General features: G+C 49.7%; 24 protein-coding genes and 1 riboswitch. Of the genes, 2 read left to right on the plus strand and 22 right to left on the minus strand.

Annotation, left to right across the window (positions count from 1 at the left end; genetic code table 11):
- Positions 1-3: 3 nt before the first annotated feature.
- From liaF to metA, 9 genes are all read right to left on the minus strand, one after another.
- Entirely contained in the window at positions 4-1113 is a 1110-nt protein-coding gene (liaF, locus tag MKY48_RS26540; protein ID WP_339291668.1) for a cell wall-active antibiotics response protein LiaF, read from the minus strand.
- Positions 1114-1312: 199 nt separating this feature from the next.
- On the minus strand, positions 1313-1606 hold the full coding sequence (locus tag MKY48_RS26545; protein ID WP_174819260.1) for a hypothetical protein: 294 nt from the start codon (positions 1604-1606) through the stop codon (positions 1313-1315).
- A 131-nt stretch (positions 1607-1737) separates the two neighbouring features.
- Positions 1738-2484 (minus strand): 3D domain-containing protein, encoded by a 747-nt coding sequence (locus MKY48_RS26550; RefSeq protein WP_339267473.1) that lies wholly within the window; start codon positions 2482-2484, stop codon positions 1738-1740.
- 480 nt (positions 2485-2964) lie between these two features.
- A complete protein-coding gene (gene thrS / locus MKY48_RS26555) occupies positions 2965-4902 on the minus strand; it encodes a threonine--tRNA ligase (protein WP_339291669.1) in 1938 nt (645 codons plus the stop codon).
- Between the two features lie 463 nt (positions 4903-5365).
- Complete coding sequence (locus MKY48_RS26560) at positions 5366-6271, minus strand: putative sporulation protein YtxC (RefSeq protein WP_339291670.1); 906 nt, start codon at positions 6269-6271, stop codon at positions 5366-5368.
- A gap of 198 nt (positions 6272-6469) precedes the next feature.
- Positions 6470-7603 (minus strand): cyclic dehypoxanthinyl futalosine synthase, encoded by a 1134-nt coding sequence (gene mqnC / locus MKY48_RS26565; protein WP_339267477.1) that lies wholly within the window; start codon positions 7601-7603, stop codon positions 6470-6472.
- A 164-nt stretch (positions 7604-7767) separates the two neighbouring features.
- Positions 7768-8991, minus strand: a complete 1224-nt coding sequence (locus MKY48_RS26570; protein ID WP_339267479.1) for an aminotransferase class I/II-fold pyridoxal phosphate-dependent enzyme — start codon at positions 8989-8991, stop codon at positions 7768-7770.
- A complete protein-coding gene (locus MKY48_RS26575) occupies positions 8988-10172 on the minus strand; it encodes a PLP-dependent transferase (RefSeq protein ID WP_339291671.1) in 1185 nt (394 codons plus the stop codon). Before MKY48_RS26575 ends, MKY48_RS26570 begins: the two co-directional genes overlap by 4 nt.
- A 24-nt stretch (positions 10173-10196) precedes the next feature.
- A complete protein-coding gene (gene metA / locus MKY48_RS26580) occupies positions 10197-11114 on the minus strand; it encodes a homoserine O-succinyltransferase (protein ID WP_098748553.1) in 918 nt (305 codons plus the stop codon).
- Positions 11115-11247: 133 nt separating this feature from the next.
- Positions 11248-11377: riboswitch (SAM riboswitch) on the minus strand.
- Positions 11378-11812: 435 nt separating this feature from the next.
- Between metA and corA the strand changes: the two genes are divergently transcribed.
- Positions 11813-12748 (plus strand): magnesium/cobalt transporter CorA, encoded by a 936-nt coding sequence (corA, locus tag MKY48_RS26585; protein ID WP_076324508.1) that lies wholly within the window; start codon positions 11813-11815, stop codon positions 12746-12748.
- Positions 12749-12827: 79 nt separating this feature from the next.
- Here the strand turns inward: corA and MKY48_RS26590 are convergent, their stop codons facing one another.
- The 13 genes from MKY48_RS26590 to MKY48_RS26650 all read right to left on the minus strand — a co-directional run bounded on the left by MKY48_RS26590 (position 12828) and on the right by MKY48_RS26650 (position 23023).
- The gene (locus MKY48_RS26590) at positions 12828-13853 is read right to left on the minus strand and encodes an HRDC domain-containing protein (protein WP_098748554.1); all 1026 of its coding nucleotides are present in this window, start codon (positions 13851-13853) and stop codon (positions 12828-12830) included.
- 184 nt (positions 13854-14037) lie between these two features.
- Positions 14038-14934, minus strand: a complete 897-nt coding sequence (locus MKY48_RS26595; RefSeq protein WP_215159249.1) for an ROK family protein — start codon at positions 14932-14934, stop codon at positions 14038-14040.
- A 94-nt stretch (positions 14935-15028) separates the two neighbouring features.
- Positions 15029-15712 carry a molybdate ABC transporter permease subunit gene (gene modB, locus MKY48_RS26600; protein ID WP_339267484.1) on the minus strand — a complete coding sequence of 228 codons (684 nt, stop codon included), beginning with the start codon at positions 15710-15712 and terminating at the stop codon, positions 15029-15031.
- Positions 15709-16551, minus strand: a complete 843-nt coding sequence (gene modA, locus MKY48_RS26605; RefSeq protein ID WP_339267486.1) for a molybdate ABC transporter substrate-binding protein — start codon at positions 16549-16551, stop codon at positions 15709-15711. Before modA ends, modB begins: the two co-directional genes overlap by 4 nt.
- Positions 16552-16553: 2 nt before the next feature.
- On the minus strand, positions 16554-17450 hold the full coding sequence (locus MKY48_RS26610) for a 5'-3' exonuclease H3TH domain-containing protein (protein WP_202619001.1): 897 nt from the start codon (positions 17448-17450) through the stop codon (positions 16554-16556).
- 391 nt (positions 17451-17841) lie between these two features.
- Positions 17842-18204 carry an arsenate reductase family protein gene (locus MKY48_RS26615; protein ID WP_339267489.1) on the minus strand — a complete coding sequence of 121 codons (363 nt, stop codon included), beginning with the start codon at positions 18202-18204 and terminating at the stop codon, positions 17842-17844.
- 37 nt (positions 18205-18241) lie between these two features.
- Positions 18242-19258 (minus strand): RluA family pseudouridine synthase, encoded by a 1017-nt coding sequence (locus tag MKY48_RS26620; protein ID WP_339267491.1) that lies wholly within the window; start codon positions 19256-19258, stop codon positions 18242-18244.
- A 3-nt stretch (positions 19259-19261) separates the two neighbouring features.
- Positions 19262-19822, minus strand: coding sequence for a cob(I)yrinic acid a,c-diamide adenosyltransferase (locus MKY48_RS26625; protein ID WP_076324515.1), 561 nt, complete (start codon positions 19820-19822; stop codon positions 19262-19264).
- 242 nt (positions 19823-20064) lie between these two features.
- Positions 20065-20328: an aspartyl-phosphate phosphatase Spo0E family protein gene (locus MKY48_RS26630; protein ID WP_076324516.1), complete on the minus strand. Its 264-nt coding sequence runs from the start codon at positions 20326-20328 to the stop codon at positions 20065-20067.
- Positions 20329-20446: 118 nt separating this feature from the next.
- Complete coding sequence (locus tag MKY48_RS26635; RefSeq protein ID WP_339291672.1) at positions 20447-21652, minus strand: aminotransferase class I/II-fold pyridoxal phosphate-dependent enzyme; 1206 nt, start codon at positions 21650-21652, stop codon at positions 20447-20449.
- A gap of 14 nt (positions 21653-21666) precedes the next feature.
- A complete protein-coding gene (locus MKY48_RS26640) occupies positions 21667-22167 on the minus strand; it encodes an Lrp/AsnC family transcriptional regulator (RefSeq protein WP_076324518.1) in 501 nt (166 codons plus the stop codon).
- Positions 22168-22344: 177 nt separating this feature from the next.
- A complete protein-coding gene (locus tag MKY48_RS26645) occupies positions 22345-22740 on the minus strand; it encodes a spore coat protein (RefSeq protein WP_339267494.1) in 396 nt (131 codons plus the stop codon).
- Positions 22741-22786: 46 nt separating this feature from the next.
- On the minus strand, positions 22787-23023 hold the full coding sequence (locus MKY48_RS26650) for a hypothetical protein (protein ID WP_339267496.1): 237 nt from the start codon (positions 23021-23023) through the stop codon (positions 22787-22789).
- A gap of 140 nt (positions 23024-23163) precedes the next feature.
- Between MKY48_RS26650 and MKY48_RS26655 the strand changes: the two genes are divergently transcribed.
- On the plus strand, positions 23164-24390 hold the full coding sequence (locus tag MKY48_RS26655) for an FAD-binding oxidoreductase (RefSeq protein ID WP_339267498.1): 1227 nt from the start codon (positions 23164-23166) through the stop codon (positions 24388-24390).
- Positions 24391-24397: the final 7 nt, after the last annotated feature.

Below are 24397 nucleotides of genomic sequence, written 5' to 3' on the forward strand. Positions count from 1 at the left end.
CGGTTATCCTACCCTATTCACTTTGACATCACCGATAAATACGCTGACGGTGATTCGAATTTTCTTACCTGCTTCCCTATAATGCGGGCTTTCCAGACCGGCATTGCTCATAAAGCCGCTGCGGCTTTCCTCCAGCACCTTCATATCGCCGATGAAGGAGTTGGTCGTGACATGAATGCCGACATCCGAATCATTTGGAACGAATACTTTGACATCCCCGATAAACGCCGAGATGTTGATTTTCGTTTCACCGTAAGGGATTTGGGCTTTAGTCAGATCCAGCACCGTATCACCGATGAACTGCGAGATATTTGTCGGCTTCAGCTGAAAATAATCTTTCCCCATATGCACGTCCCCGATAAAAGAGGACTTGTTCACCGCATCATGGCTGTGCCAAGATTGATGATGGTGATGTTGATGCTGTTCATTCTTATAATCCGATCCGTCGCTGTAGCTTTTGCCGTTATCGTCAAAATCAACATGAACTCTGAACCGGCTGCGATCTTGACGGTCCTGGCGCTGGCGTTCATGATGCTGTCCCTGCCAGCGGTACCCCTTGCCCGGCTCATGAAAATCCGGTGATTCTAGTTCAGGATCGGGCAGGATATTTCCAGTCTTGTCAGCCTTGTCTTGCTTGCCAAATCTCCGTTCGAATTCTTCATCCAGGGAAGAATCAAGCGGACGCGCTTCAGGCGGATCGGGAATGTTGTAATCGTCGCGTCGATGCGAGCTGAAGTCATCCGGACTTGGCGGTGATGGCGGCGGCGTATGAGGTTTCGGTTTAAAAATAACCTGCAATCCAAACCCAATCAGGATAATCGGAATCGCATACTTGATCAGATCGCCGAATGAGAAGTCAATCAAATCCAGGTTTCTTCCAAGAAAGTACGATCCGATAATGATTGGCACAACGGAGCCCCATAGTGCTCCTCCACGGGCATAAATTAAGCTTTGCAGGCCGAACCAGATGATGAACACCGGCCAAAAGGTCGAGAATATATAACCAAGATCCACATGTATCATATCGAGCTGATTTAGAAGAAACACCACACCAATACCGATGAGCAGCAAACCGTTGCTAAGCTGGCTCCATCCTTTTCTACTCATGGTCATCCCCTTGCCTTCCAGTTCTATTTTTTCTTAACTACAGTGTACAACATATTGCGTTGAACTGGTTAGCGGCGGTGGAATGAAGTTGATCTCGGTCTGGAGACTGAGTGAGTGGATAAAAATGGGAATTAAACCATAATAAAAGACCCCCGCTAAAGCGGAGGTCTTATTTTGGCACGTAACGGGCGCTGACATCTACACCTTAACGGTTTGCAGAATGGTCCCCTGGTGTGTTCAGTTCGCCAAACTCAGCGTCAAACTTCTCGTTCGGTTTTTTGTAGTTCTCCTGAACCTTGGAATTCCCTTTTGGATTGCTGGCTATGCTGGTATCTTCAGCAAACTCAGCGTTAAATTTTTCGTTCGGTGTTTTAAAGTTCTCTTGAACTTTGGAATTCCCTTTTGGATTGCTGGCTATGCTGGTATCTTCAGCAAACTCAGCGTTAAACTTTTCATTCGGTGTTTTAAAGTTTTCTTGTACCTTGTTCTTTTTAGCCACAGTATTCACCTCCCTGTTCATATGCAATACCATCATCCTCTTCAGGGGTTTAGCCCCCGAAAAGTAGTATGTGATGAACAGGTTGGCATTATTCTTAAATGTTTACTGCCAATCTACACGCCAAAATCATCCTAAATGGCTTCCTCCAAAACAGATGAAGGCAGGAAACGATAAGTTTCAATCGCGTTATCCAGGGTTCTCAGCATTTCTTCCGTGCATTTGCCGCTTCCGGTTTTAATAACCTGTACCTCGACGTCCTTCTTCCCCCACTCCTTAAACACTTGTTTGGTTGTGGAGAAGTAAAGATCGATTTTTTGCCCTTTGATCGCAGACCCGATATCCGCTACGATTCCATAACCATAGCCCGGTATATAGAGAATACTGCCAAGCGGGAATACATTCGGATCCGCGGCAATCGTAGATACCATATTTCGATCCCGCTTAACCTTCACCCCGGAGTAGGTGATTCCATATTGAGGATGTCCCGGCTTCTTTCCGGTCGATTCATAACCTGCCGTATACCCTGTAGCGGTTACCTTCACCGTATGCAGCACCTGGTCCTCCCTCGGCGCAAGCACAGGCATGGATTCGCGTTTCTTCCCAGGCTTGCTGGCCTTAGGCCCCGTATTCGGAACTTCCAAGTATCTATTCATATCTCTAAAACCTGCTACACGAAGCGCATAGAAGCGAGACATTTCCACGTAATCGGAGCCTTGAATTTCCCCGGCCGGATCATACACATTTCTGAAGTCTGTTGAATCATAGGATTCGCTTAGAATCAGATTGTGGGCTTCTACCATTGAAGAACCTGCACTAAACAAGACGGCTGATAAAATAAAACCAGCAAAAAACCTCTGCCACTTTTTCCATTGGATCATTGTGAGTACCTCCCCCTTACTAGCGAGGGTTCCCACTTCCCAAATAGAATATACGTGATGGCAGAGGTTTGCATGTCCCATCGTTACTTAAGCTTTATAGAGGTTGTTCAAAAAGTCCGCTTTTGATAAGAAAACCTCTATCGAGGCCACTTCAAGGATGAGCGACCGCGATGCATAGGTAGGTTTCCTTGCGATATAGAATTTCATCAGTTCCACTGATAACTCATAAATTCTATATCTAACACGAAGCGAATCAGGAAGCAGCTCGGCATCGAATCTTGAATTCAGCCGGGCCTAAGCGGATGCTTACGAAGTCATGTTTCCTGCGGAAACATCTTAGGTGCTCACGTACCCAAAACGTACGCTCCGCTCCTCACTCCCTAGCTTCATCCAACTGAAGCGTTTTGAAAAAACGCACATCGGAAGCATAAGCTTCGGTGCTGAAAATCGACCTTTTTGAACATGCACTTATAGCTAAACTTAAACGACGTGGGTGTTAATTTCTTCACGAAGCTTGAGGATGATCTCGTCCAGCGGCTGGACACCGATGTCCCCTTCGCCGCGTTTGCGAACGGAAACCGCACCCGCGTTTTTCTCGTTCTCGCCAACGATGAACATGTAAGGAATCTTCTCGAGCTGGGCTTCCCGAATCTTGTAGCCCATCTTCTCGTTGCGAAGATCCGACTCGACAGAGATACCGGCGAATTGAAGCTTCTCGGCCACTTCCTTGGCATAGTCTTCAAAGGCATTGGAAACCGGAATGACTTTAACCTGTACCGGTGACAGCCACAGCGGCAGCGCACCTGCAAAATTCTCAAGCAAGAAAGCAGTAAAGCGCTCCATCGTGCCCAGAATACCGCGGTGGATAACGACCGGACGATGCTTCTGGCCATCGTCGCCGACGTATTCCAGCTCAAAGCGCTCAGGCAGCAGGAAGTCGAGCTGAACGGTTGACAGCGTCTCTTCCTTGCCTAGAGCCGTACGAATCTGAACGTCGAGCTTCGGACCGTAGAAGGCAGCTTCGCCTTCGGCCTCATAGAACGGCATGTCCAAGCTCTCGACGACTTCGCGCAGCATACGCTGGGACATTTCCCACATTTCATCGTTCTGGAAGTACTTCTCGGTATCCTGCGGATCCCGGTAAGAAAGGCGGAAGCGATAGTCATGGATGCCAAAGTCCTTGTAGACGGTCATGATTAGCTGAATAACTCGTGCAAACTCTTCCTTAATCTGATCCGGACGGCAGAAAATATGCGAGTCGTTCAACGTCATGGCGCGCACGCGATGCAAGCCGGTCAGTGCACCGGACATTTCATAACGGTGCTGCATGCCAAGCTCAGCAATACGGATCGGCAGATCCCGGTAGCTGTGCATATCGCTCTTATATACCATCATATGGTGAGGACAGTTCATCGGACGAAGGACAAGCTCCTCGTTGTCCATCTCCATTTTCGGAAACATATCTTCCTGATAGTGCTCCCAGTGACCGGAAGTTTTGTACAGCTCCACGTTTCCGAGGACAGGCGTGTACACGTGCTGGTAACCAAGGCGCTCCTCCATGTCCACGATATAACGCTCCAGGGTACGGCGCAATTTCGCGCCGTTTGGCAGCCAGATCGGCAGGCCTTGTCCAACGAGCTGCGAGAACGTAAACATTTGCAATTCCTTGCCCAGCTTACGATGATCGCGCTTCTTGGCTTCCTCAAGCAGGTGAAGATGCTCATCGAGCTGCGCTTTTTTCACGAACGCCGTACCGTAAACGCGCTGAAGCATTTTGTTCTTGCTGTCACCGCGCCAGTATGCGCCTGCCACATTCATAAGTTTGAACACTTTGATCTTGCCGGTTGAAGGGACGTGCGGTCCACGACAGAGATCAAAGAATTCGCCTTGCTCATAGATCGTGATAACGCTATCCTCAGGCAGGGCATTGATTAGTTCCAGCTTGTAAGGATCCCCAAGCTCGCCAAAGATGCGCAGCGCTTCCGCACGGCTCACTTCCTTGCGGACAATCGGAAGATTCTCGCCGATAATGCGTTCCATTTCCTTCTCGATCTTCTGCAGGTCCTCCGGATTCAAAGGCTCTTCCAGATCCATATCATAGTAGAAGCCGTCCTCAATGACCGGACCCACGCCCAGCTTTACTTCTTTCGCTCCATACAAACGCTTGGTTGCCTGAGCCAGCAAATGCGCTGTACTGTGGCGCATCACTTCAAGCCCTTCAGGCGTATCCTGGGTTACGATCTCGATCAAAGCTCCGTCCTGAAGCGGTGTCGAGAGATCCACGACGATCCCGTCCATTTTTCCCGCGACCGCATTCTTTCTAAGTCCGCTGCTGATCGACGCAGCCACATCCTCAATACTGCTGCCCGCCTCATACTCCCGTACGGAGCCGTCAGGCAATTTAATGCTAATAGCCACCTTGTATTCCTCCCAAGAAAAAAGAATTTCACGTTTCTTCCATATATGAAGGACGCGTTAGTCTCCCCGTGAACTCCAGACATGGACCGCTCGGTACCGCCTGGACTTCAACGAAAGATACCGGAACATGCAAAAAACACCCGTCCCGCGAAGGGACGAGTGTTATACCCGTGGTTCCACCCTAATTCGATCTCTCCATCAGCTTATGTACCGGGTACATAATTGATTAAGATCCTTCATCAGCATTGAGTAACGGTCATGAACCGGTGAAGCCTACTCATCCGCATTCATCATGATGTGCGGGTTCGACGACACAGCTACAAAGGGGTAAATCAATGGCGAACCGGAGGAAATTGCAGCCGAGGTTCCTCTCTCTGAGCGGTCAAATCCGGATTGATTCATGTCTTTGTCAGAGCTTTTACGTGAATTTATCAGTAATTATAATCCTCACCGCTTCGGTGCGTCAAGTCATCATTCGTCCGCTTCCGAGAAGCGCGCTGCATTCCGGACAACTGCAGCATACTTCGGCGCGGTTATCAAAGATGTGGGCCAATGTCACAATAACGGGAAGCTCAGGCTGTCTCGTGTGGATAATCATGCGGGCCGGAGATACCGAAATCAGCGTACTGACCACCATATCTTCAATCTCCATATCCTGGTCCAGCCTTTCCATAACGAGTCCTTCATCTCGAGGACGTTCAATCGGGCGAAGATTGCCATCCAGCAGCAGAAAATCTTCCTCCCCCTTATGAATGACGTGTACCAGCGGCATTTTGGGCTCCTGAAAATAAACAAAATATTTCAGCAGGCTGACGAACTCCTCGTACTGCTGATCGAGCATAAATTCATCCACTGCATACTCCGCCATCTCGCGGAGCTCCTGTTCGTAGGACTGAAGCCGGAAGGTCATAAATCCATCCAGGTTAAGCTCAGGTGCCTCGTTCAGGCACTGATATATGCCTTCAGACAGCTTGCGTCTGCGGCTCTGCCAGAAGTCCCCGGACGGGCCTTCCTCTTTTTGCAGGAGCATCAAAAACCACTGCAGAATCCGCCCTGCTTCTTCCTCATCATCAAACTCGAATTCCGAGAACATTAACCGTGCAGCAATCTCCTGCTCCTTCTCTTCCATAATATAAGCAGTGACTGCTTCGGCAGTGAGCCGGCGCAGCGTGTCGGCCGATGCGGTCCATGAGGACAGCGGAAGCTTGCCGGAGCACGTCCAAATCACGCGGTCATCCGAAGCGCTGAATGTGAATTTCAGCTGCTTGCATTGTTTATGTAGCTCTTTCTGCTTGTCTGACAATATACGGTGAAACGCCTTTTTCTCGTCTTCCGTCCGTGTACCGACAGAAATGCTGAACAGTTCCATGGAATCACTCCTTTCGAGTTCCCTTTTCAGTATATGGGGACCCGCTCGGGGATATACGGAACTCCTGCTTGGAAAAACAAGCAAGTCCGAAAGAATATCTAATAAATGGCGCGCTGCTCGGAAGGTTATACTTTCAGATAATAAAAAAAGCGGACCGAGTTGCTCGGCCCGCCTTGCGGATCTTCATGAAGTATAGAATTAGTTCTGCATGACGAAGTCGCGCTCAACGGTGCTGTTATCTTCGAACACGCGCAGAATATCATACCGGGTGTTGCGTTGAGCCGGAATGTTGCCGGTCTCACGGATCAATTGAATAATCGATTCAATATTGACCTTATACACGGCTCCTGCGGAAGAAACCACGTTCTCCTCCATCATCGTGCTGCCAAAGTCATTACAGCCATAGCTGAGTGACAGCTTGCCGATCTCAGGTCCCATCGTTACCCAGGACGACTGCAAATTCGGAACGTTATCGATTGCCAAGCGACCGATAGCCACCGTCTTCAAGTACGCCTCCGGCGTTTCGCGCTCACGCTTAAGGTTCGTGTTGTCCGGCTGGAACGTAAATGGAATGAAGGCCAGGAAGCCTTTGGAATCATAACCGTTCTGAATGCATTCATCCTGCGCATCACGCACGCGAAGCATATGTAGCGCACGCTCTTCCATCGTTTCGCCCAGGCCGATCACCATGGTAGCCGTCGTGTTCATGCCGACTTTATGGGCCGTTTGCATGACATCCATCCACTGGCGCCATGTGCCTTTCAGACGGCTGACTTTTTTTCGGATACGATCATCCAAAATCTCTGCACCGCCACCAGGCAATGAGTCCAGACCAGCGCTGTGAAGCTCGCGCATCACCTCTTCGAGCGTAAGCCCGGAGATCTCCACCATCTTCATAATTTCCGCCGGGGAGAAGGAATGCATCGTAATGTTAGGAAACCGCTTCTTAATATTGCGAAGCAGATCCGTATAATAATTGAAAGGCAAATCCGGATTGACTCCGCCCTGCATCAGAATTTCAGTACCGTTCACATCCTCGGTTTCCTGAATCTTCTGGAAGATCGTCTCATCGGGCAGAACGTAGCCCTCGGAAGAGCCCGGTCTGCGATAAAAAGCACAGAAACGGCAGAATACATCACATATGTTCGTGTAATTGATATTCCGGCCGATAACAAATGTCGTGATAGGATCCGGATGCAGACGCTTTGTCATCACATCCGCCGCATGACCCATTTTCTCAATCTCATCACTTTCAAAAAGCGTCACGGTATCTTCGAGGTTTAAACGCTCACCGCGTAAAGCTTTATCCAATATACGGTTTACCGCACTCATTCTTGCAGCCTCCCTACTTAGAGCAAAATAACAAACACCAGTAAAACTTTTTCTATCTCATCCTACCACAATCCGGCATTAAAAACGACATCCCGTCCGTGACAGGATGCCGAATTCTATGATTTGGCAAATCTTCAAATGACGTCCTAACTTCATGCAAATCTTTAGTAACTTGCAGCAAAAGCCCGATCCAGATCAGCAATCAGATCGTCCACATCCTCGAGTCCGACCGAGAAACGGAGCAAACCATCCGTAATTCCACGTTCATGCCGAACCTTCTCGCCCATAGCTGCATGGGACATCATCGTCGGGTAAGACAAGATGCTCTCCACAGCTCCCAGGCTGACCGCTACCAGCGGCAGCTTCACATGGTTCAGCACCTGCTTGGCACGCTCGCCTGAGCCGACGTCAAAGGAGATGACCGCGCCATAACCGCTTGATTGCTTCTCATGGACCTCACGTCCCGGATGATTCAAGAGACCAGGGTAGTACACTTGCTCAATATCGCTTCTTCCTTGCAGCCAGGCCGCCAGCTTGGCTGCACTTTGCTCGGAGTGGGCCATACGTGTGCTGAGCGTCTTCATGCCGCGCATAAGGAGCCAGGAATCCTGGACCCCAAGCACCGTGCCCAAACCATTTTGCAGCTGTTTCAATTGGTCTCCAAGCTCCTGGGTTCTGGCTACCGCGAGACCTGCCAGCACATCGCTGTGTCCGCCAAGGAATTTGGTCGCGCTGTGAATGACGATATCCACACCGAATTCAATCGGACGCTGGTAAAACGGCGTCATGAACGTATTATCCAGCAGGGTAAGCAGTCCATGCTCCTTCGCCCAATCCGTCACGGCACCAATGTCGGTAATTTTCAGAGTCGGGTTCGAAGGGGTCTCCATATAGACAGCTTTCGTATTCGGTTTGAGGGCAGCCTTCACCTGATCCAGATCGGTCATATCTACGAAGGTGCTCTCGATGCCCATACGACTTAAAATGCTGGTTAGCAGGCGGTAGGTTCCGCCGTACACATCCTCCGTCACGATCATATGATCGCCCGCGGAGAGCAGCATGAACGAGCTGGAGATCGCCGCCATACCGGAAGCATAAGCGAAACCGCGTACGCCTCCCTCCAAGAGGGCGATATATTCTTCCAGCGCCTGCCTCGTCGGATTGCCGGAACGACTGTAATCATGCAGCGGCGGGTTAAAGATGTCCTCATGATGAAATGTCGAGGCTTGATAGATCGGAACGCTGGAAGCGCCGGTTGCCCGGTCGATTTCCCCGCCGAAATGCAATAGTTTCGTCTCGAAACGGAGTTCATCTTCTTCATGTCCCCGTTTTGCTGATAACTGCTTGGTTTGCGTTTCCAAGCCTGATGGACCTTTATCGATGCTCATTCTCGCGTGCTCCCTTCCACTTCAGCTATGGCTGCGCTCAGTGCAGCATCCAAATCCGCGATCAGATCATCCTCATGCTCGATGCCGACCGAGAACCGGAGCAAGCGGTCATCCACACCGATCGCTTCCCGAATCTCAAGCGGGATGTCCGCATGGGTCTGGACGGCAGGGTAGGTCATCAGAGACTCGACGCCCCCCAGGCTTTCTGCGAACGCAATCAGTTTAATGTGCCGCAGCACGGGCTCCACATAGCGGGCGTCCTTCACCTTGAAGGAGAAGATGCCGGTGTTGCCGCTGGATTGACGATTCTGGATGTCATGTCCCGGATGATCCGGCAAGGCAGGATAATACACCTCGCCAATCGCTGGGTGAGTTGTCAAAAATGTTGCCACTGCGGTTGCATTCGCTTCGTGCCGATCCATGCGCAGGGCAAGCGTCTTCATTCCTTTCATCAGCTGATAGGAATCGGTCGGGCTTAACACCGCGCCGATGGAATTATGAAGGAAAGCCATCTCTTCCGATAGTTCCTTGCCCTTCGTTACAATGATACCCGCCAGCACATCGTTATGTCCTCCCAAATACTTGGTGGCGCTATGTATGACAATATCCGCCCCAAGCTCGATAGGTCTTTGGAAATACGGAGTCAAAAGCGTATTATCCACGATGCTGATCAATTGATGGCGCCTTGCCCACGTACAGACGGCTTCGATATCCGTAATCATCATAAGCGGATTGGTCGGCGTTTCGATAAATACAGCCTTCGTGTTGGGCCTTCTTGCCCCTTCCAGCGCATCCAGGTCATTCGTATCCACATACGTAGCCGTTACGCCGAACTTGGACATAATCCGCTCCAGAAGCCTATAGGTCCCTCCATACAAATCCAGCGATACAATCAGATGATCCCCTTGACCGAACAAAGCAAAAATCGTCTGGAGGGCAGCCATGCCCGAGCTGCAGGCAAAGCCGGCATCACCGGATTCCAGCTCGGCGCAGGCGTCCTCCAGTACCGAACGGGTCGGATTTTTCGTACGGGTGTAATCAAACCCTGTGCTCTGGCCTAATTTGGGATGGCGGTATGCCGTAGCCTGATAAATCGGAAAATTCACGGCTCCGGTTACCGGTTCTTGCACCGACCCGATCTGTGCCAGTCGGCTCTCTATATTCAAAGGTTTCTTCTCCATCACAAACTCTCCTCCCGTATACTTCTATATTTGCGGACCAATATCGTATGGCGTTTCCTGATATACATAGTAATTGAGCCAATTAGTAAATAATAAGTTTGCATGCGCTCGCCATATGGACGGAGGCGTTCTTGTTGGATCATCATTCGGGTAATAGTTGCGCGGCAGCGCGATATCCATTCCTTTGGCAGCGTCCCGGTCATACTCCCATTTCAGAGAGTCCGCATCATACTCGGAATGTCCTGTGGCAAATATCTGCTTGCCATCCCGGCTTGAAACTAAATAAATTCCTGCTTCCTCGGACTCGGACAGGATGACCAGATCGTCAATGCCTGTAATATCTTCGCGCCGAACTTCCGTATGACGAGAGTGCGGAACAAAGAACATTTCGTCAAAGCCGCGGAGCAGCTTGGTACACGCTTCATTGATCGTATGTGGAAATACGCCGAAGCATTTTTCCTCGAGGCTGTATTTCGGTACGCCGTAATGATAATAAAGCCCGGCTTGCGATGCCCAGCAAATATGGAGCGTGGAGGTCACATGCGTCTTGGTCCATTCAAAAATTTCAGTAAGCTCATTCCAGTAATTCACTTCTTCAAACTCCAACTGCTCGACTGGAGCTCCTGTAATGATCATGCCGTCAAAACGACGGTTCTTCACTTCTTCAAAGGTTTTGTAAAATGATTTCAGATGCTCAGCCGACGTATTCTTCGAAACGTGGGAACTCGGATGAAGAAGGACAACATCCACCTGGAGCGGGGAGTTACCGATCAATCGCAATAATTGGGTCTCCGTCGTTTCCTTGGTTGGCATCAAGTTCAGAATAGCAATCCGCAATGGGCGGATATCCTGATGAAATGCATGACTCTCATCCATGACAAAAATGTTTTCTCCAGCCAGAACTTCCTTTGCCGGCAAGGCGTCCGGAATTTTAATCGGCATCGTGGCTCACTCCTTCGAAATATGAAATGATACATCCATAAAAAGCTGTGAGAAAGAGCGTTAGACTGTATAAACGCAAGAAAACCTTTCTCAAAGTAGAGAAAGGTCATCATATACGTATCACAATGCGCCTCTCTCATCTGTCAGACTATACAACGGCTTCTAAGAAGCGTCGTATCTCCTGCAAGAATTAGCACCGTGCGATGTTGCCGCCGGTTGCCGGGTTTCATAGGGCTAGTCCCTCCACCTGCTCTTGATAAGATTTCGCTTTATTCAGTTGTCTTAAATTGTTCGTAATTGATACTTACTTTAAATCATTCCCAATTTTTCGTCAAGAACCTTTTCATAAAGTTTGTCACACTTCACCGAAGGTTTCCATACCCTGTACCATGGTCCTTGGCTGCGCCGGATTTCAACTTGAAAGGTCCTACACCCGGCGTTATACTAGACAAGTGCTGTTGAAAACCGAGTATGAAAGAGGTGACATGGAAGATGGACGGTGACCCGAGCCAGAAACTAGATCAAGACGCACAACCGCATAGGATTAAGATCAGTCTACCGGCAGAGGACGGCGTTATTTTTCATGCGCTTTTATCGTATTCTAACCTTCCTTGACATGCCCCTACACCGGTGGGCTGATATCCTGTGCCTTTACTGCTTAACCAAGCAGCTTGTATTTGACAAAGGAGTGATATCAGATGAAAATCCGGTTGGTCGATTCGGGCGTATTTACCCCTGTTGATGACATCGAAATGACGCTGACCCCTCCGGCCAGCGGCTTCTACTGGCTGGATGCGGACGAGGATGATTTAGCCGAACTGCAACCTCTCTTCTCCCTGCATGATCTTGCGGTTGAGGATTGCCTCAGCGAAGAAGAGCAGCGTCCAAAAATTGAAATATATGAGAACCACTATTTTATCGTTGTGAACAGCATCCGGTTTGACGACGAAGAAATTTTCCTTCGGGCATTGAACGTTTTCTTGGGCAGGCATTTTATTATTACGATGACCAAGCAAAAGATCCACGAGCTTCGCAGCGTTAAACCGCTTCTCTGGGAGGATGAAGTCAGCACGCCTGACCGCTTCCTCTATCTCTTGATCGACCTCGTCACGGACAACTATTTCTCCGTTGGGGACCGCATTGAAGCACGGATTGAAAAGCTGGAGGAAGACATCCTCATGCATACCAAAAAATCCCACTTAAGCGAGATTATCGGTCTGCGAAGCGAGATTCTATGGTTGAAAAAAGTGCTTGGACCGCAGAAGGAAGTCATCAATACTCTGAACAAAAAAGACCTACGGCTGATCGATGACCAGCTGCAAAAATATTTCAGCGACATCTATGAAAATGCCGTGAAAATTTCCGAGACCTTCGAGACTTATCGAGATCTCATGGGGAACCTTCGAGAGGCTTACCAATCCAGTATCGCCAATCGGGCCAATGAAATCATGCGTGTGTTTACCGCTATTACAACCATCTTCATTCCACTGACGCTGATTACGGGCATCTACGGCATGAACTTTGACAATATGCCTGAGCTTCACTGGAAATACTCTTATTATGTGGTTCTAGGCATCATGGTTTTTGCCGGTGCTCTTATGTTTTATCTGTTCCGTAAAAAAGACTGGATATGAAATACCACAGAACCACAGACAGAATCAGGACGGATCTCCTTGCCACGAGGAAATCCGTCCTGATTTTCGTTTATGCGGATTAGCTTGCGTTTGCTTTGCCAGACTCTTCCCGCCGGAAGCGAATCCGTATCAGGCGCAGCCGCTCATACAGCTTCTCCATTCCGCCAATGTCTTCTACCTCTCCATTCCGGGCTTGTCCTTCTCCATATACCCGTTGTAATACGGGTTTAAGAAACGTATCGCCCAGCTCTTCAAACGCCTTCCATACCGTTGCCTGCTCTGAAGCCGTCATCGTATTCAATTCAACCTCAAGCAGTTGCTCCGTATCATAACCTTCCTTCTCGAGCCCCTCCAATTCCTCAACCAAATCCCGACGAGATAACGAGGTGCGCTCTTCCAGCTGGGCCAGTGAAGCTCCCTCAGCTATCCCAATCAGCATCGTACGGCGGATTCGGAAGCGGTCGAGCTCTTGCTTGTATCGCTGCTCCTTCTGTTTATACAGCCAGGACAAGAACACCTCTTCCTGCAGCTGCTCGTAAACCCAATCCAGTGGAAAGGTTGTGGTTCGTTCAATTTTCGTCGTGATCTCCAGCCACTCCGCCCCATGCTCCGAAGCCTTGCTGACCCCGATTCCCGGAAGCTGCAGCAGCTCTTCCTCATTCTGGGGGATGAAGGCGCTAATCATACGCAGCACTCGATTGCTGGCTATGAAATAAGGTGCTTTTCTTCCGGAGGCCGCCTTTCTTCTGCGCCAAGCACACAGCTCCGTGTACAACTCCTCCGAGCCATACAGCTCACTGTAGCACTGCAGCTTCTGAGCGCCGAGATTCTTGCCTCCAGTCTCTCCCGGTTCATGGAATACCCCCTCAACTAGCGGCCGGAAGCCCTCTCCAAGCTTCTTCGCTAATTGATGTCGGTACACGCATAATAACTCATTCCATGAATTTCCCTCATACCACTCATCATCGGATACATCACCGTCCGGTTCCATGTTCCGCCAGCCAAGCCGCCATCCCCCCTCTTCTTCACCGATCCATACTTGAGCAGAACGGATGTGACCTGACTCATCCGCTCCGCTCATCTGATTCATGAACACAATTTGCATCCCTCAAATACCTCCCGCTTACGCATTCAGCACAACGATGGAACAACGCAAAAAAGCACCTCTCCTCCGCCGCAGCGACAAAGAAAGGTGCTTCCCGTTCCATACGTTATACTGTTGAAATCATAATACCATAATCTGTAATAAAATCAACCTAATTTTGATTCACTCTATATAAGAAATAGGGTCAAGCTTGAACGCTCTTGGCCTCATCTACTGCCAGCTTGGCCAACGCCAATGCGCCGCAGAGACCCGCATTATCGCCGAGCATCGGCGGAACGATAAATTGATCAATCCCATCATGAAGGCTTGGATGCTGAACATATCCGGCCAGCAGCTCCTGAAGCTTCGTGCGGATCAGCGGGAACAGCTGCTCCTGCTTCATAACGCCTCCACCCATCACGATACGCTGTGGGGACAGAATGAGGACATAATTCATCAGCGCTTGAGCCAGATAATAAGCTTCCATCTCCCAAGCCGGATGATCCGGCGTCAATTCCACACCGGGAACTCCCCAACGTTTGCCAAGAGACGGTCCGGCAGCAAGCCCCTCCAGACAGTCTGCATGATAAGGGCATGTCCCTTCATACCGGTCTTCCGGATGGCGGCGCACATAAATATGACCCATCTCCGGATGAGACAAACCGTGAATCAATTCACCAGCTACCACGGCGCCTGCTCCTACTCCCGTTCCGATGGTGATATACAGACAGCTATCCAGTCCCTGGGCAGCGCCCCATGTATATTCTCCAAGAGCGGCTCCGTTTACATCGGTATCAAATCCAATCGGAACATTAAAACGCTCTTCCAATGCTTTGACAATATTGTAATTGCTCCAATGAGGTTTCGGTGTCGTAGTAATGCAGCCATAAGTCGGGCTGCCCTTCACCGGATCAATCGGTCCGAAAGAACCGACTCCGATCGCCTCTATATCCTTATCAGCAAAAAAGTTAAAGACGTTTGCCATGGTTTCTTCAGGGGTTGTTGTCGGGAAGCTCACTCGCTCCACAACCGTTCCATCCTCCATACCCACGCCGCAAACGAACTTGGTTCCTCCTGCTTCAATTGCTCCAAGTAAACTCATGCTTCTTCCATCCTCTCCACGATGTGCTATGCCTTGTTCTCTATATAGTTGCTAACAAGCTCTATTCGAAGCATATGTAAACATTGTGCTCCCGTCAAGTCCGCCCGCCTCTTTCTCTGTTTCTGCCCGTTCCTGACGCGGCCAGCAACAGCCAAGAGAACAAAATAATGACAGCCGTCCACGCCCACGCCAGCCCGCTCTCGCCATTGCTTACCGCAACGTAAATCGCCGTGGGCAGCGTTTGCGTAACACCCGGTATATTGCCTGCAACCATCCAGGTTGCCCCAAATTCACCTAAACCTCTGGCAAAAGCCAGAATGAACGCCGAAATCCCCGCTCTGCGGACAAGCGGCAGCGTAATCCAGCGAAGCACCTGCCATTCGCCGGCCCCTGCCGATCGCGCCGAATCCTCAAGCTCCGGTTCCACGGACTCAAAGCCTACCCGCATGCTCTGATACACAAGCGGAAACGAGACCACAATAGCCGCTATAACCGCGGCCCCCCAACTGAAAATGATGGGCCTGGCAAACAGCCATTGCGCAGCTGCGCCAATCCAGCTGTTTCTGCCCAGCATGACAAGCAGAAGAAAGCCAACCACCGTAGGTGGAAGCACAAGCGGAAGCATCAGCAGCGTTTCAACCGCCGTCTTGCCGACAAACGAGCGCCTGGACATCCAGCGCGCTGCCGCTAATCCCAGTATAAATGCAATGATGCTGGACAGCAGTGATGTTTTTATCGACAGCCATACCGGCATCCAGAACATTTCGGTCGCAGTCACGGCGACGCCTCCGCTACCTCAAATCCAGCTTCCGTGAAGATATCCCTGATCTCTGGCTTCCGCATAAATTTGAGGAACGCCTCAGCCTCCTGCGGATGCTTGGCATTGCCCGGAACCGCTGCAGGATATTCGATCGGCTGGTGCTTGTCCGGGTCAACCTCAAGCGCAAGTGTTGCCTTGGCGGAACTCTTCAGATCGGTTTTGTACACAAAACCGGCATCCGCATTCCCCGACTCCACATAAGCGAGAACTTGCGTCACGTCCTTGGCATACACCGCCTTGGATTCGACATCTTCCCAAAGGCCTTCATTCTGAAGAGTCTCCTTCGCGTACTCCCCGGCCGGTACAGTATCCGGCTGCCCGATAGCCAGAACTCGTACTTCAGGTTTGAGCAGATCGGATAACTGCTTCACGTTCTGTTTGCCAACAGGCTCAATCAGCACCAACGCATTTCGAAACATTAACTGAACCGCATCGGATTGTACGATCCCCTTCTCGACCAGTCGATCCATCGGCTCCGTTGCCGCGGATACAAACAAATCTACAGGCGCCCCTTGCTCAAGCTGTTGTCCTAGAGAGCCCGAACCGCCAAAATTATAACGCAGCGTAACATTCGGAAACTCTGCTTCAAATCGTCGTCCGGTCTCTTCCAGGCTGGATTTGAGACTTGCTGCTGCCGAAACCATAACTTCAACCTTCTTCTCAGCCCCTGAGGGCGGCTTAGAGGTATCGGTTAAAGGAGTCTGATTGGAGGCACATGCGGATATAAGAAGCAGCATGGCCCCAAGCAGTAATCCGGTCAAGATTGATTTTCTACCGAAATTAAACTGTCTCCACATAACTAGGAAACCACCGCCACCCCAAAAAGATGGCCCAAGCTCTTCATCTCAAGCTCCTCCAGTTTGGTTAATGCACGTTCGTGATCCACGCTCAAGCGGCATAGTTCCAGTTCGCACTCCATTGGAACCTCACAATGGATTTCCGCCAAAGACCTGGACAGATGCAGCATTTCCAGATCTGCCTCGATCTTGGTGCGGACCCCTTTGGTCAGTGACTCAAGATTCGCAAGAATTCCTTCCACGGTTTCATACTCCTGAATCAGCTTGACCGCCGTTTTCTCGCCAATCCCACGTACGCCAGGATAATTATCACTTGTATCTCCCATCAGGCCTTTCACATCGATAACCTGTCTTGGGGAAAGTCCTTTTTCGGCATACAGCGTTTCCGGGGTATAGTGCATATAATTGCCGTGTCCCTTTTTCATGATAATGACGGAAGTGGAATCGTTCACGAGCTGAAGCAGATCGTGGTCCCCCGACAGGATCATGACATTCATGCTATCCCCGTACCGTCTGGCAAGCGTACCGATGCAATCATCGGCCTCATAGCCCACGACGCCCAGGTTCGGAATTCCCAGACATTCCGTCACATCACGAACCAACGAAAACTGCGGAACCAGATCATCCGGCGCTTCCGGACGATTGCCTTTATACGAGGCGAATTGCTCGGTACGAAATGTTTTCGAACCCATATCCCAGCAGCAAGCTACATGGGTAGGCTGAAATTTATCGATAGCATCCCACATATACCGCAGGAAGCCATAAATCGCGTTGGTCGGCACCCCCGCTTTGGTTCGACGGATATAGCCGCTTGACGCGGTTGCATAGTAAGCACGAAATAATAAAGCCATCCCGTCTACAAGCATTAAGGATGGTTGTTGATTGGGTATCACAGTCATGATCGCTCCTAACTTTAACTTCTCTGGTATAACCTTAAATATACCTTGTCATTATACCATATCCCTATATAGACTTGGGCTTGTCACAAGGTATTTCTTTGAATTTCCTATCATTGCCTGTTCATAAGAAAAACGTCTATCGACGTACTTTCTCAGTAGACAGACCGCATATAGAGGAAGTTTTTCTTGCGAGATAAGGATGCTAAGCCTCGGATGTTATTATCTCTTAAAACGAAAGAGCATCCCGGCGGCCAAAAGACCTTGGGATGCTCTACCTTCATCAGCAGGAAAATGTGTCTATTCCGGATCGTTGATCTTCAACAATGGGGCCACTCAGTTCTTTCAACCGGCCTCAATTGGGCCGTCATTGCCTCCGACCAAAATAGCCATTCTACTTCTGCCATGACTCCTGATATTGTTCTGCTTTGAAGCCGACGGTCACTTTACTTCCGTCCGTCACGATTGGACGCTTGATCAATCTTCCGTTGGACGACAACAGTTCGATTTTCTCCTCATCGGAAAGTCCAGGCAGTTTGTCTTTCAGGTTCATTTCCTTGTAGACCTCGCCACTCGTATTGAAAAATTTCTTAAGCTCCAGGCCGCTCTTATCGATAAGATTGGCTAATTCTTCCTGCTCTGGCGGTTGTTCAAAAATATTTTGAAGTTCCAGCTCATGTCCTTCGTTCTGCAGCCATTTGACCGCGTTACGGCATGTCCCGCATTTCGGATATTGATATACTTTCAGTTTGCTCATTCGATACGTTCTCCTTCTCTTGTTGTTTTGAAAATATTTAAGTCGCCTCTTGCGCAAGCATATTTCTCAGAGAGTTCATATCCTCAGGAAGCGGAGCTGTGAATACCATCGTGTTCCCCTCAATCGGGTGAATCAGTGTCAGGCTTGCTGCATGCAGTGCCTGCCTGCCCATATAGCGGTCCACCCTCATGATGCATGATCCGACTTCCGGCTCTGCCGACCCCTCGTTCCCATAGGACGCAGTTTCCGTCCCATCTGATCGTAACTCCCGCTCACTGTATACCGGATGCCTATACATCTGATCTCCAATCAATGGACAACCGATGCTAAGCATATGCACCCGAATTTGATGGGTCCGGCCCGTTTCCAGCTTCAATTCAACCAAGGATGCGGAATGATAGGTTTCGCATACCTGATACCGTGTCAATGAAGGATATCCGTCCGGGGTTAAGATGCGGCGGTGGGGCTCTAAAGGATCCCGATCAATCGGACCGTCAATATCGCCTGACGGCAAAGCAGGCTTGCCATGAACAAATGCAACATACCTCTTGTCGACCGTGCCGGCTATCATTTGTTCGGAAACATGCTGGTGGATATACGGATTCTTGGCCACCACCAACACGCCGGAAGTTTCCTGATCCAGCCTGTGAACCGCTCGGAACCGGTAATTCCAGCCCTTCTCCTGCCAGTAGTGGACAACGCCGTTCGCCAGTGTGTCCGTATAATGACCATGCGTCGGATGCACAATGATCCCTGCCGGCTTGTTCAGAACAAGCAGATGCTCATCCTCGTATAGAATATGAAGGTCCATCGGCTGGGGCAGCATATCGTCTGAACGTTCCTGCTCCATCCGAATTTCAACCAGATCTCCCGCATGCACTTTCACGCTAATGTATACACGGGTCCCGTTCAGCATAATGCCCTGCTCGGTCAACTTGAGGCGCGAGAGCAGCTTGCGGGATACCCCCATTCGTTTTTGCAATATAGTCTTAAGCAGCATGCCGTCTTCGTGGGGGGACACGACATAGCTGATTGGCGGATAGTACAAACTCATGAATTACCGAAACACCTTTCCACTTCGCTCATATTCGACATCTGGAATCCCGGCGTGCACATTGGCTGCCCGAGCAGTCACAAAGAAATAGTCGGACAATCGGTTCAAATACCGGCGAACCTCCGGATTGATTTCCGTGGTTCGCTGCAGCGAAACGGTCAACCGCTCAGCGCGGCGGCATACGGTCCGACATACATGAAGCAACGAAGACAACGCGCTTCCGCCTGGCAAGATAAATCGTTCAAGCGGAGGGTTCTTCTCCTCGAATGCATCCAGCCATACCTCCAGATTATCCACTAGCTCGGCGCCTACCTTGAGTTTATCCTCGCGAGGTCTCGCATAGGCCAGATCCGAACCGCAATCGAACAGTTCATGCTGGATTCGAACGAGCTGAAGATGCAGCTCCTCAAAGTCGGCTTCCTTGGCCAAAAATACAGCTTGACCGACAAAACTGTTCAGTTCATCGATCGTGCCATACGCTTCGATGCGCGGATCATCCTTGGGCACGCGACCACCAATAATTGAAGTTTCCCCCGCATCTCCCGTTCTCGTATATACCTTCATCCCATCTTCCTCCATTTCAAAGTCCGTTCCTTATTGAACGAACATCATATTTCTTATTTTATTATGCTCAACTATAGCATAATTTCGGATAACGGTCCCTCTATGGCGGAATAAGTCCCAGGCGGGTCATGATTCCGGAGCGAGGTTCTACCATCCAGGGGAAATCATTTAAACGCAAACAAGGCTGATCCTTGAGTCATTGCACTCAGGAGCAGCCTTGTATTATTCAATCAAATCGTATTTTATAGTTTCTTTTTTGGATGAGCCTTCATATATTCGTTAATCTTCAAATCCAGCAAACTGCTGATCTCGATGACAATTTCGGACGTAAAGGACTGCTCTTCCAAAAAAATCTGTTCCATCTTCCGGCGAAGCATGTGAATTTCGTCTTCCAAGGTAATTTCCTGAGGAGTGGATTTGGCTGATTTAATTGACCATTTACCGTGATTATCGCCTTCAGCCGTATAGTCACCACGGTAGTTTGACAATTCATAATCACAAAACACTGGTGATCCCTCCTTGGAAAGTAAAATTCTGCCCCCAAAATAAAATTATAACATATATTTTCCCAATGGAAAGTGATTTTTTTGTTAATTCAAGGAAAAAGTTCAACGAATTCCTTGTCTACTTTATTTTTTCCACAAAATTGCCCATTCTCTCCAAGGCCTCATTCAGCTGGGCAATGGATGTAGCATAAGAGCAGCGGATGAATCCTTCCCCGCCTAGACCGAATGCGGTGCCTGGCACGGCAGCCACCTTGGCCTCAGTCAGCAAGCGCTGGGCAAATTCTTCTGAGCCGAGCCCCGTTCGCTTGATACTTGGAAATGCGTAAAACGCTCCCTGTGGTTCGTGGCAATCCAAACCGATCTCGCGCAGCCCTTGAACCACCAGTCTGCGCCGCTGGTTATAGGATTCAACCATTCGATCCTTCTCCCCCATACCGTTGCGCAATGCTTCGAGCGCGGCGACTTGCCCCATTGCGGGTGCACACATAACCGTATATTGGTGTATTTTCAGCATGGCGCCGATCAGATCGGCATGAGCACACACATACCCCATACGCCAACCGGTCATAGCAAACGCCTTCGAGAAGCCGCTCACCAGTATGGTGCGGTCCATCATGCCTGGCATCGAGGCAAAGCTGACATGTTTGCCTTCATATGTGAGCTCCGCATAGATTTCATCGGAGATCACAATCAAATCGTGTTTTTCCACCACTTCTGCAATGGGCAGCCAATCCTCATAAGTCATGATGGCTCCCGTCGGATTGCTTGGGTAGCACAGGATTAGAATCTTCGATTTGGGCGTGGTTTGCGCTTCAAGCGCCTCGGCCGTCAGTTTGAAATGATGCTCTGCCGTCGTTTCAATACCAACGGGTACCCCGCCACCGATTGAAGCAATCGGCGAGTAAGAAATGTAACACGGCTCGGGAATCAGAATTTCATCACCGGGTACAATCAAGGCACGCAGCGCCAGATCAATCGCTTCACTGCCGCCTACGGTTACAATCATTTCATTGGCAGGATTATAAGTCACGTGGAAACTGTCGTTCAAATATTCCGCGATCGCCTCCCGCAGTTCCGGCATACCGGCATTGGACGTATATCCTGTAAACCCGCGCTCCAATGAATACACGCAGGCTTCTCGTACATGCCACGGCGTTACGAAATCAGGCTCACCGACACCAAGTGTGATAATATCCTTATTTCCACTGACGAGATCAAAAAATTTCCGGATTCCGGAGGGTTGAATGTCCCTGACCCTAGGCGCCAAATAGGAGCTCATCGATTTCCTGTTATTTTCTGCAAGCTGCTGTTCGTTCACAATCATAGCACACGCTTCCTTTACGGCGAGATCAGGAGACGATTGTCTTCTTGACGTTCTTCAAAAATAATCCCGTCTTGTTTATATTTTTTTAAAATAAAATTGGTTTTGGTCGATAATACAGAATCGATAGGTGACAGTTTCTCCGAAACAAAGTTGGCCACCTCACGCAAGTTTCTGCCTTCCACTTCAACCAGCAAGTCGTAGGCGCCAGACATAAGATAGACCGACTTCACCTGCGGGAATAAATAAATCCGCTCGGCAATTCCTTCAAAGCCTCTTCCGCGCTCAGGTGTAATTTGAACCTCGATCAGCGCCGTAACCTTCTCGTCTTCCATCTTGCCCCAGTTGACAACGGTCGCATACTTAACAATAACGTGATCTCGTTCAAGCTCCGCAATGGAGGTCTTTATTTCTTCCTCATCTACACCGAGTAGAGTAGAGAGTAGAGCCGGCGATCTTCTCGCGTCTTCTTTCAGCAGGTCAAGCACCTTCAGTTTCAATTCGCTAAGCTCTTCCATATACGTATCCTCCAGCACTTATTCCGAATAACCTTTCTTCATGCATGATATTTCGGAACAGAGATTAATACTTATATTACAATAACTTACACGGGATGTGCAAAAAAAAATACCGATGCATCACTGCAGCAACGGGCTGCAGGTGTCATCGGCTTATTGTTTGAGTTAACCATGGGATTATTGGGTTACATTATTAGATGTAGGGGCTACATTAGTGGTATGCGGCGGTACATTCGGATGATGCGCGTACGCGCCCATACCGGAAGTTTTTTGATTAATGATTTCCCGTGTTTTTTGCTGGGACTGCTGCGCTTGCTTATACTGCTTGTCCACATCGTATTTCAATGCATGCCGAGGCGCGGTATACATGTTCTGCTGCTTCATCATATTAAAAAATTCACCTTGCAGCTTCAGTGTATCCGCAGTCAGATCCGTAAACATTTGACGGACATCAGGACAAGAAGCTTCCGTTGTAGCTGTCGTATACTCTCGCACGACCCGTTTCAGTTCTCCCAGAATAGGGCTAAGCATATCCTCTTCGGGCAGGTGCGAAGATCCATTAGGCGTTATCATAAGTCGTTCCTCCTTAACAATTATGCATCCTGGTCTATATCTCCTCTTATTGAGGCTGCGTCGGCGCGATATTGCTGTGGATCTGCAGTGAGTTAACCAATGTATCGAGATGCTGCTCATGGCGTCCTACGAATTCCAGCAGCGCCTGCTGGATTGCAGGATTTTGACTGGCTGCGGCTGTCGCGGCACAATGCTTGGCCAGCATGCTCTCGTTGGAAATGCAATCCGCAATATAGTCCAGTTCTTTTGAGGTTAGAGGCTGTAATTGCTGATTAGGTGTCATCTTTGTGTTTGTTCCCCTTTCCAATTAGGTTGCACAGGGCTAGTATGCCACCTATATAAAAATCTATGTCGTGAGATGTCATTAAATACGAAAGGAACGTCCAAACTAATAACAATGTGACAATGAGGGGGTGAGGGACCATGTTACTGACCGGCGGAACAACGCCCTGGAAATATTTAAACACCGAACCTGTAAAAAGATACCCCGGTCTATCAGAACAGCTCAGCTGTGATGTGCTAATTGTCGGCGGCGGTATTAGCGGTGCGCTGATGGCCTATGTGCTGACCAAGCAAGGCGTGGACACCGTCCTGCTGGACAAAAAACGCGTATGCGAAGGCAGCACATCCGCCAATTCGGGGCTGTTGCAATTCTCCAACGACTGCCCCCTATCTGATCTGATCCAACAATTTAACGAACAACAGGGCTCCTCCTTCTACATGATGTGCAGAAACGCCGTACGTCGGCTCACCGAAATTGCAAATCATCTGTCCAGGGATTCCGGCTTGACCCCGCGAAGCAGCCTCTACTATGCCAGTAACCCCCAAGATGTCGGCATGCTTCGCCATGAGTATGACCTGCTCAAACGAAAGGGCTTCGATGTGGAGTACTGGAGCCGCGAGCATGTGAAGGCTAACTTTCCGTTCTCAAAAGAAGCTGCCATCTATACTCGCGGCGATGCCGAAGTCGATCCCTACCGTTTTGGGCATAATCTTCTTCAAGATGCCTGGGAGCATGGGCTGCGAATTTACGAAAATAGCGAAGTGAAGGAAACTCGGTATACCGACAGCGATGTCACCGTCTTAACCGATGAAGGAAGCGTCCTCGCCAGGAACGTGATCTGGGCCACCGGGTATAGCACCCAAGAATGGAAGCCTGATTATCAAGCGGAGCTGCTCAACACCTATGCCATCCTGACGGAGCCTGTATCCGATCTGTCTTCATGGTACAAGCGAGCATTCATATGGGAAACAAATCGCCCTTATCTCTATTTCCGGACAACGCCGGATCAGCGAATCATAGCCGGAGGGCTGGATGAACCGCTTCGTCCTTCAGGCAAACCAGAGGAATACGCTGAACCGAGAGGCCGGAGATTGCTAAATGAAATCCAGAAACTGTTCCCCCATATGACGGATTTGAAAATCGCTTGCAGTTGGGCCGGCGTGTTTGCCACAACCCAAGACGGCATCCCGTTGATCGGCAGACACCCGCAGTATCCGCACAGCTACTTTATCGAGGTGTATGGCGGAAACGGGACCGTTTACAGCATGATCGCTGCGGATCTGCTGGCCGAGACGATTGCAGGACGTGAGCCCGAAGAGCTGAAATGGTTCTCCTTGATACGGCCAATCGACCTGAAAATCACATAAAATAATT

The organism is Paenibacillus sp. FSL W8-0187 (assembly GCF_037969755.1).
In the GTDB taxonomy this organism is placed as follows: Bacteria; Bacillota; Bacilli; order Paenibacillales; family Paenibacillaceae; genus Paenibacillus_AQ.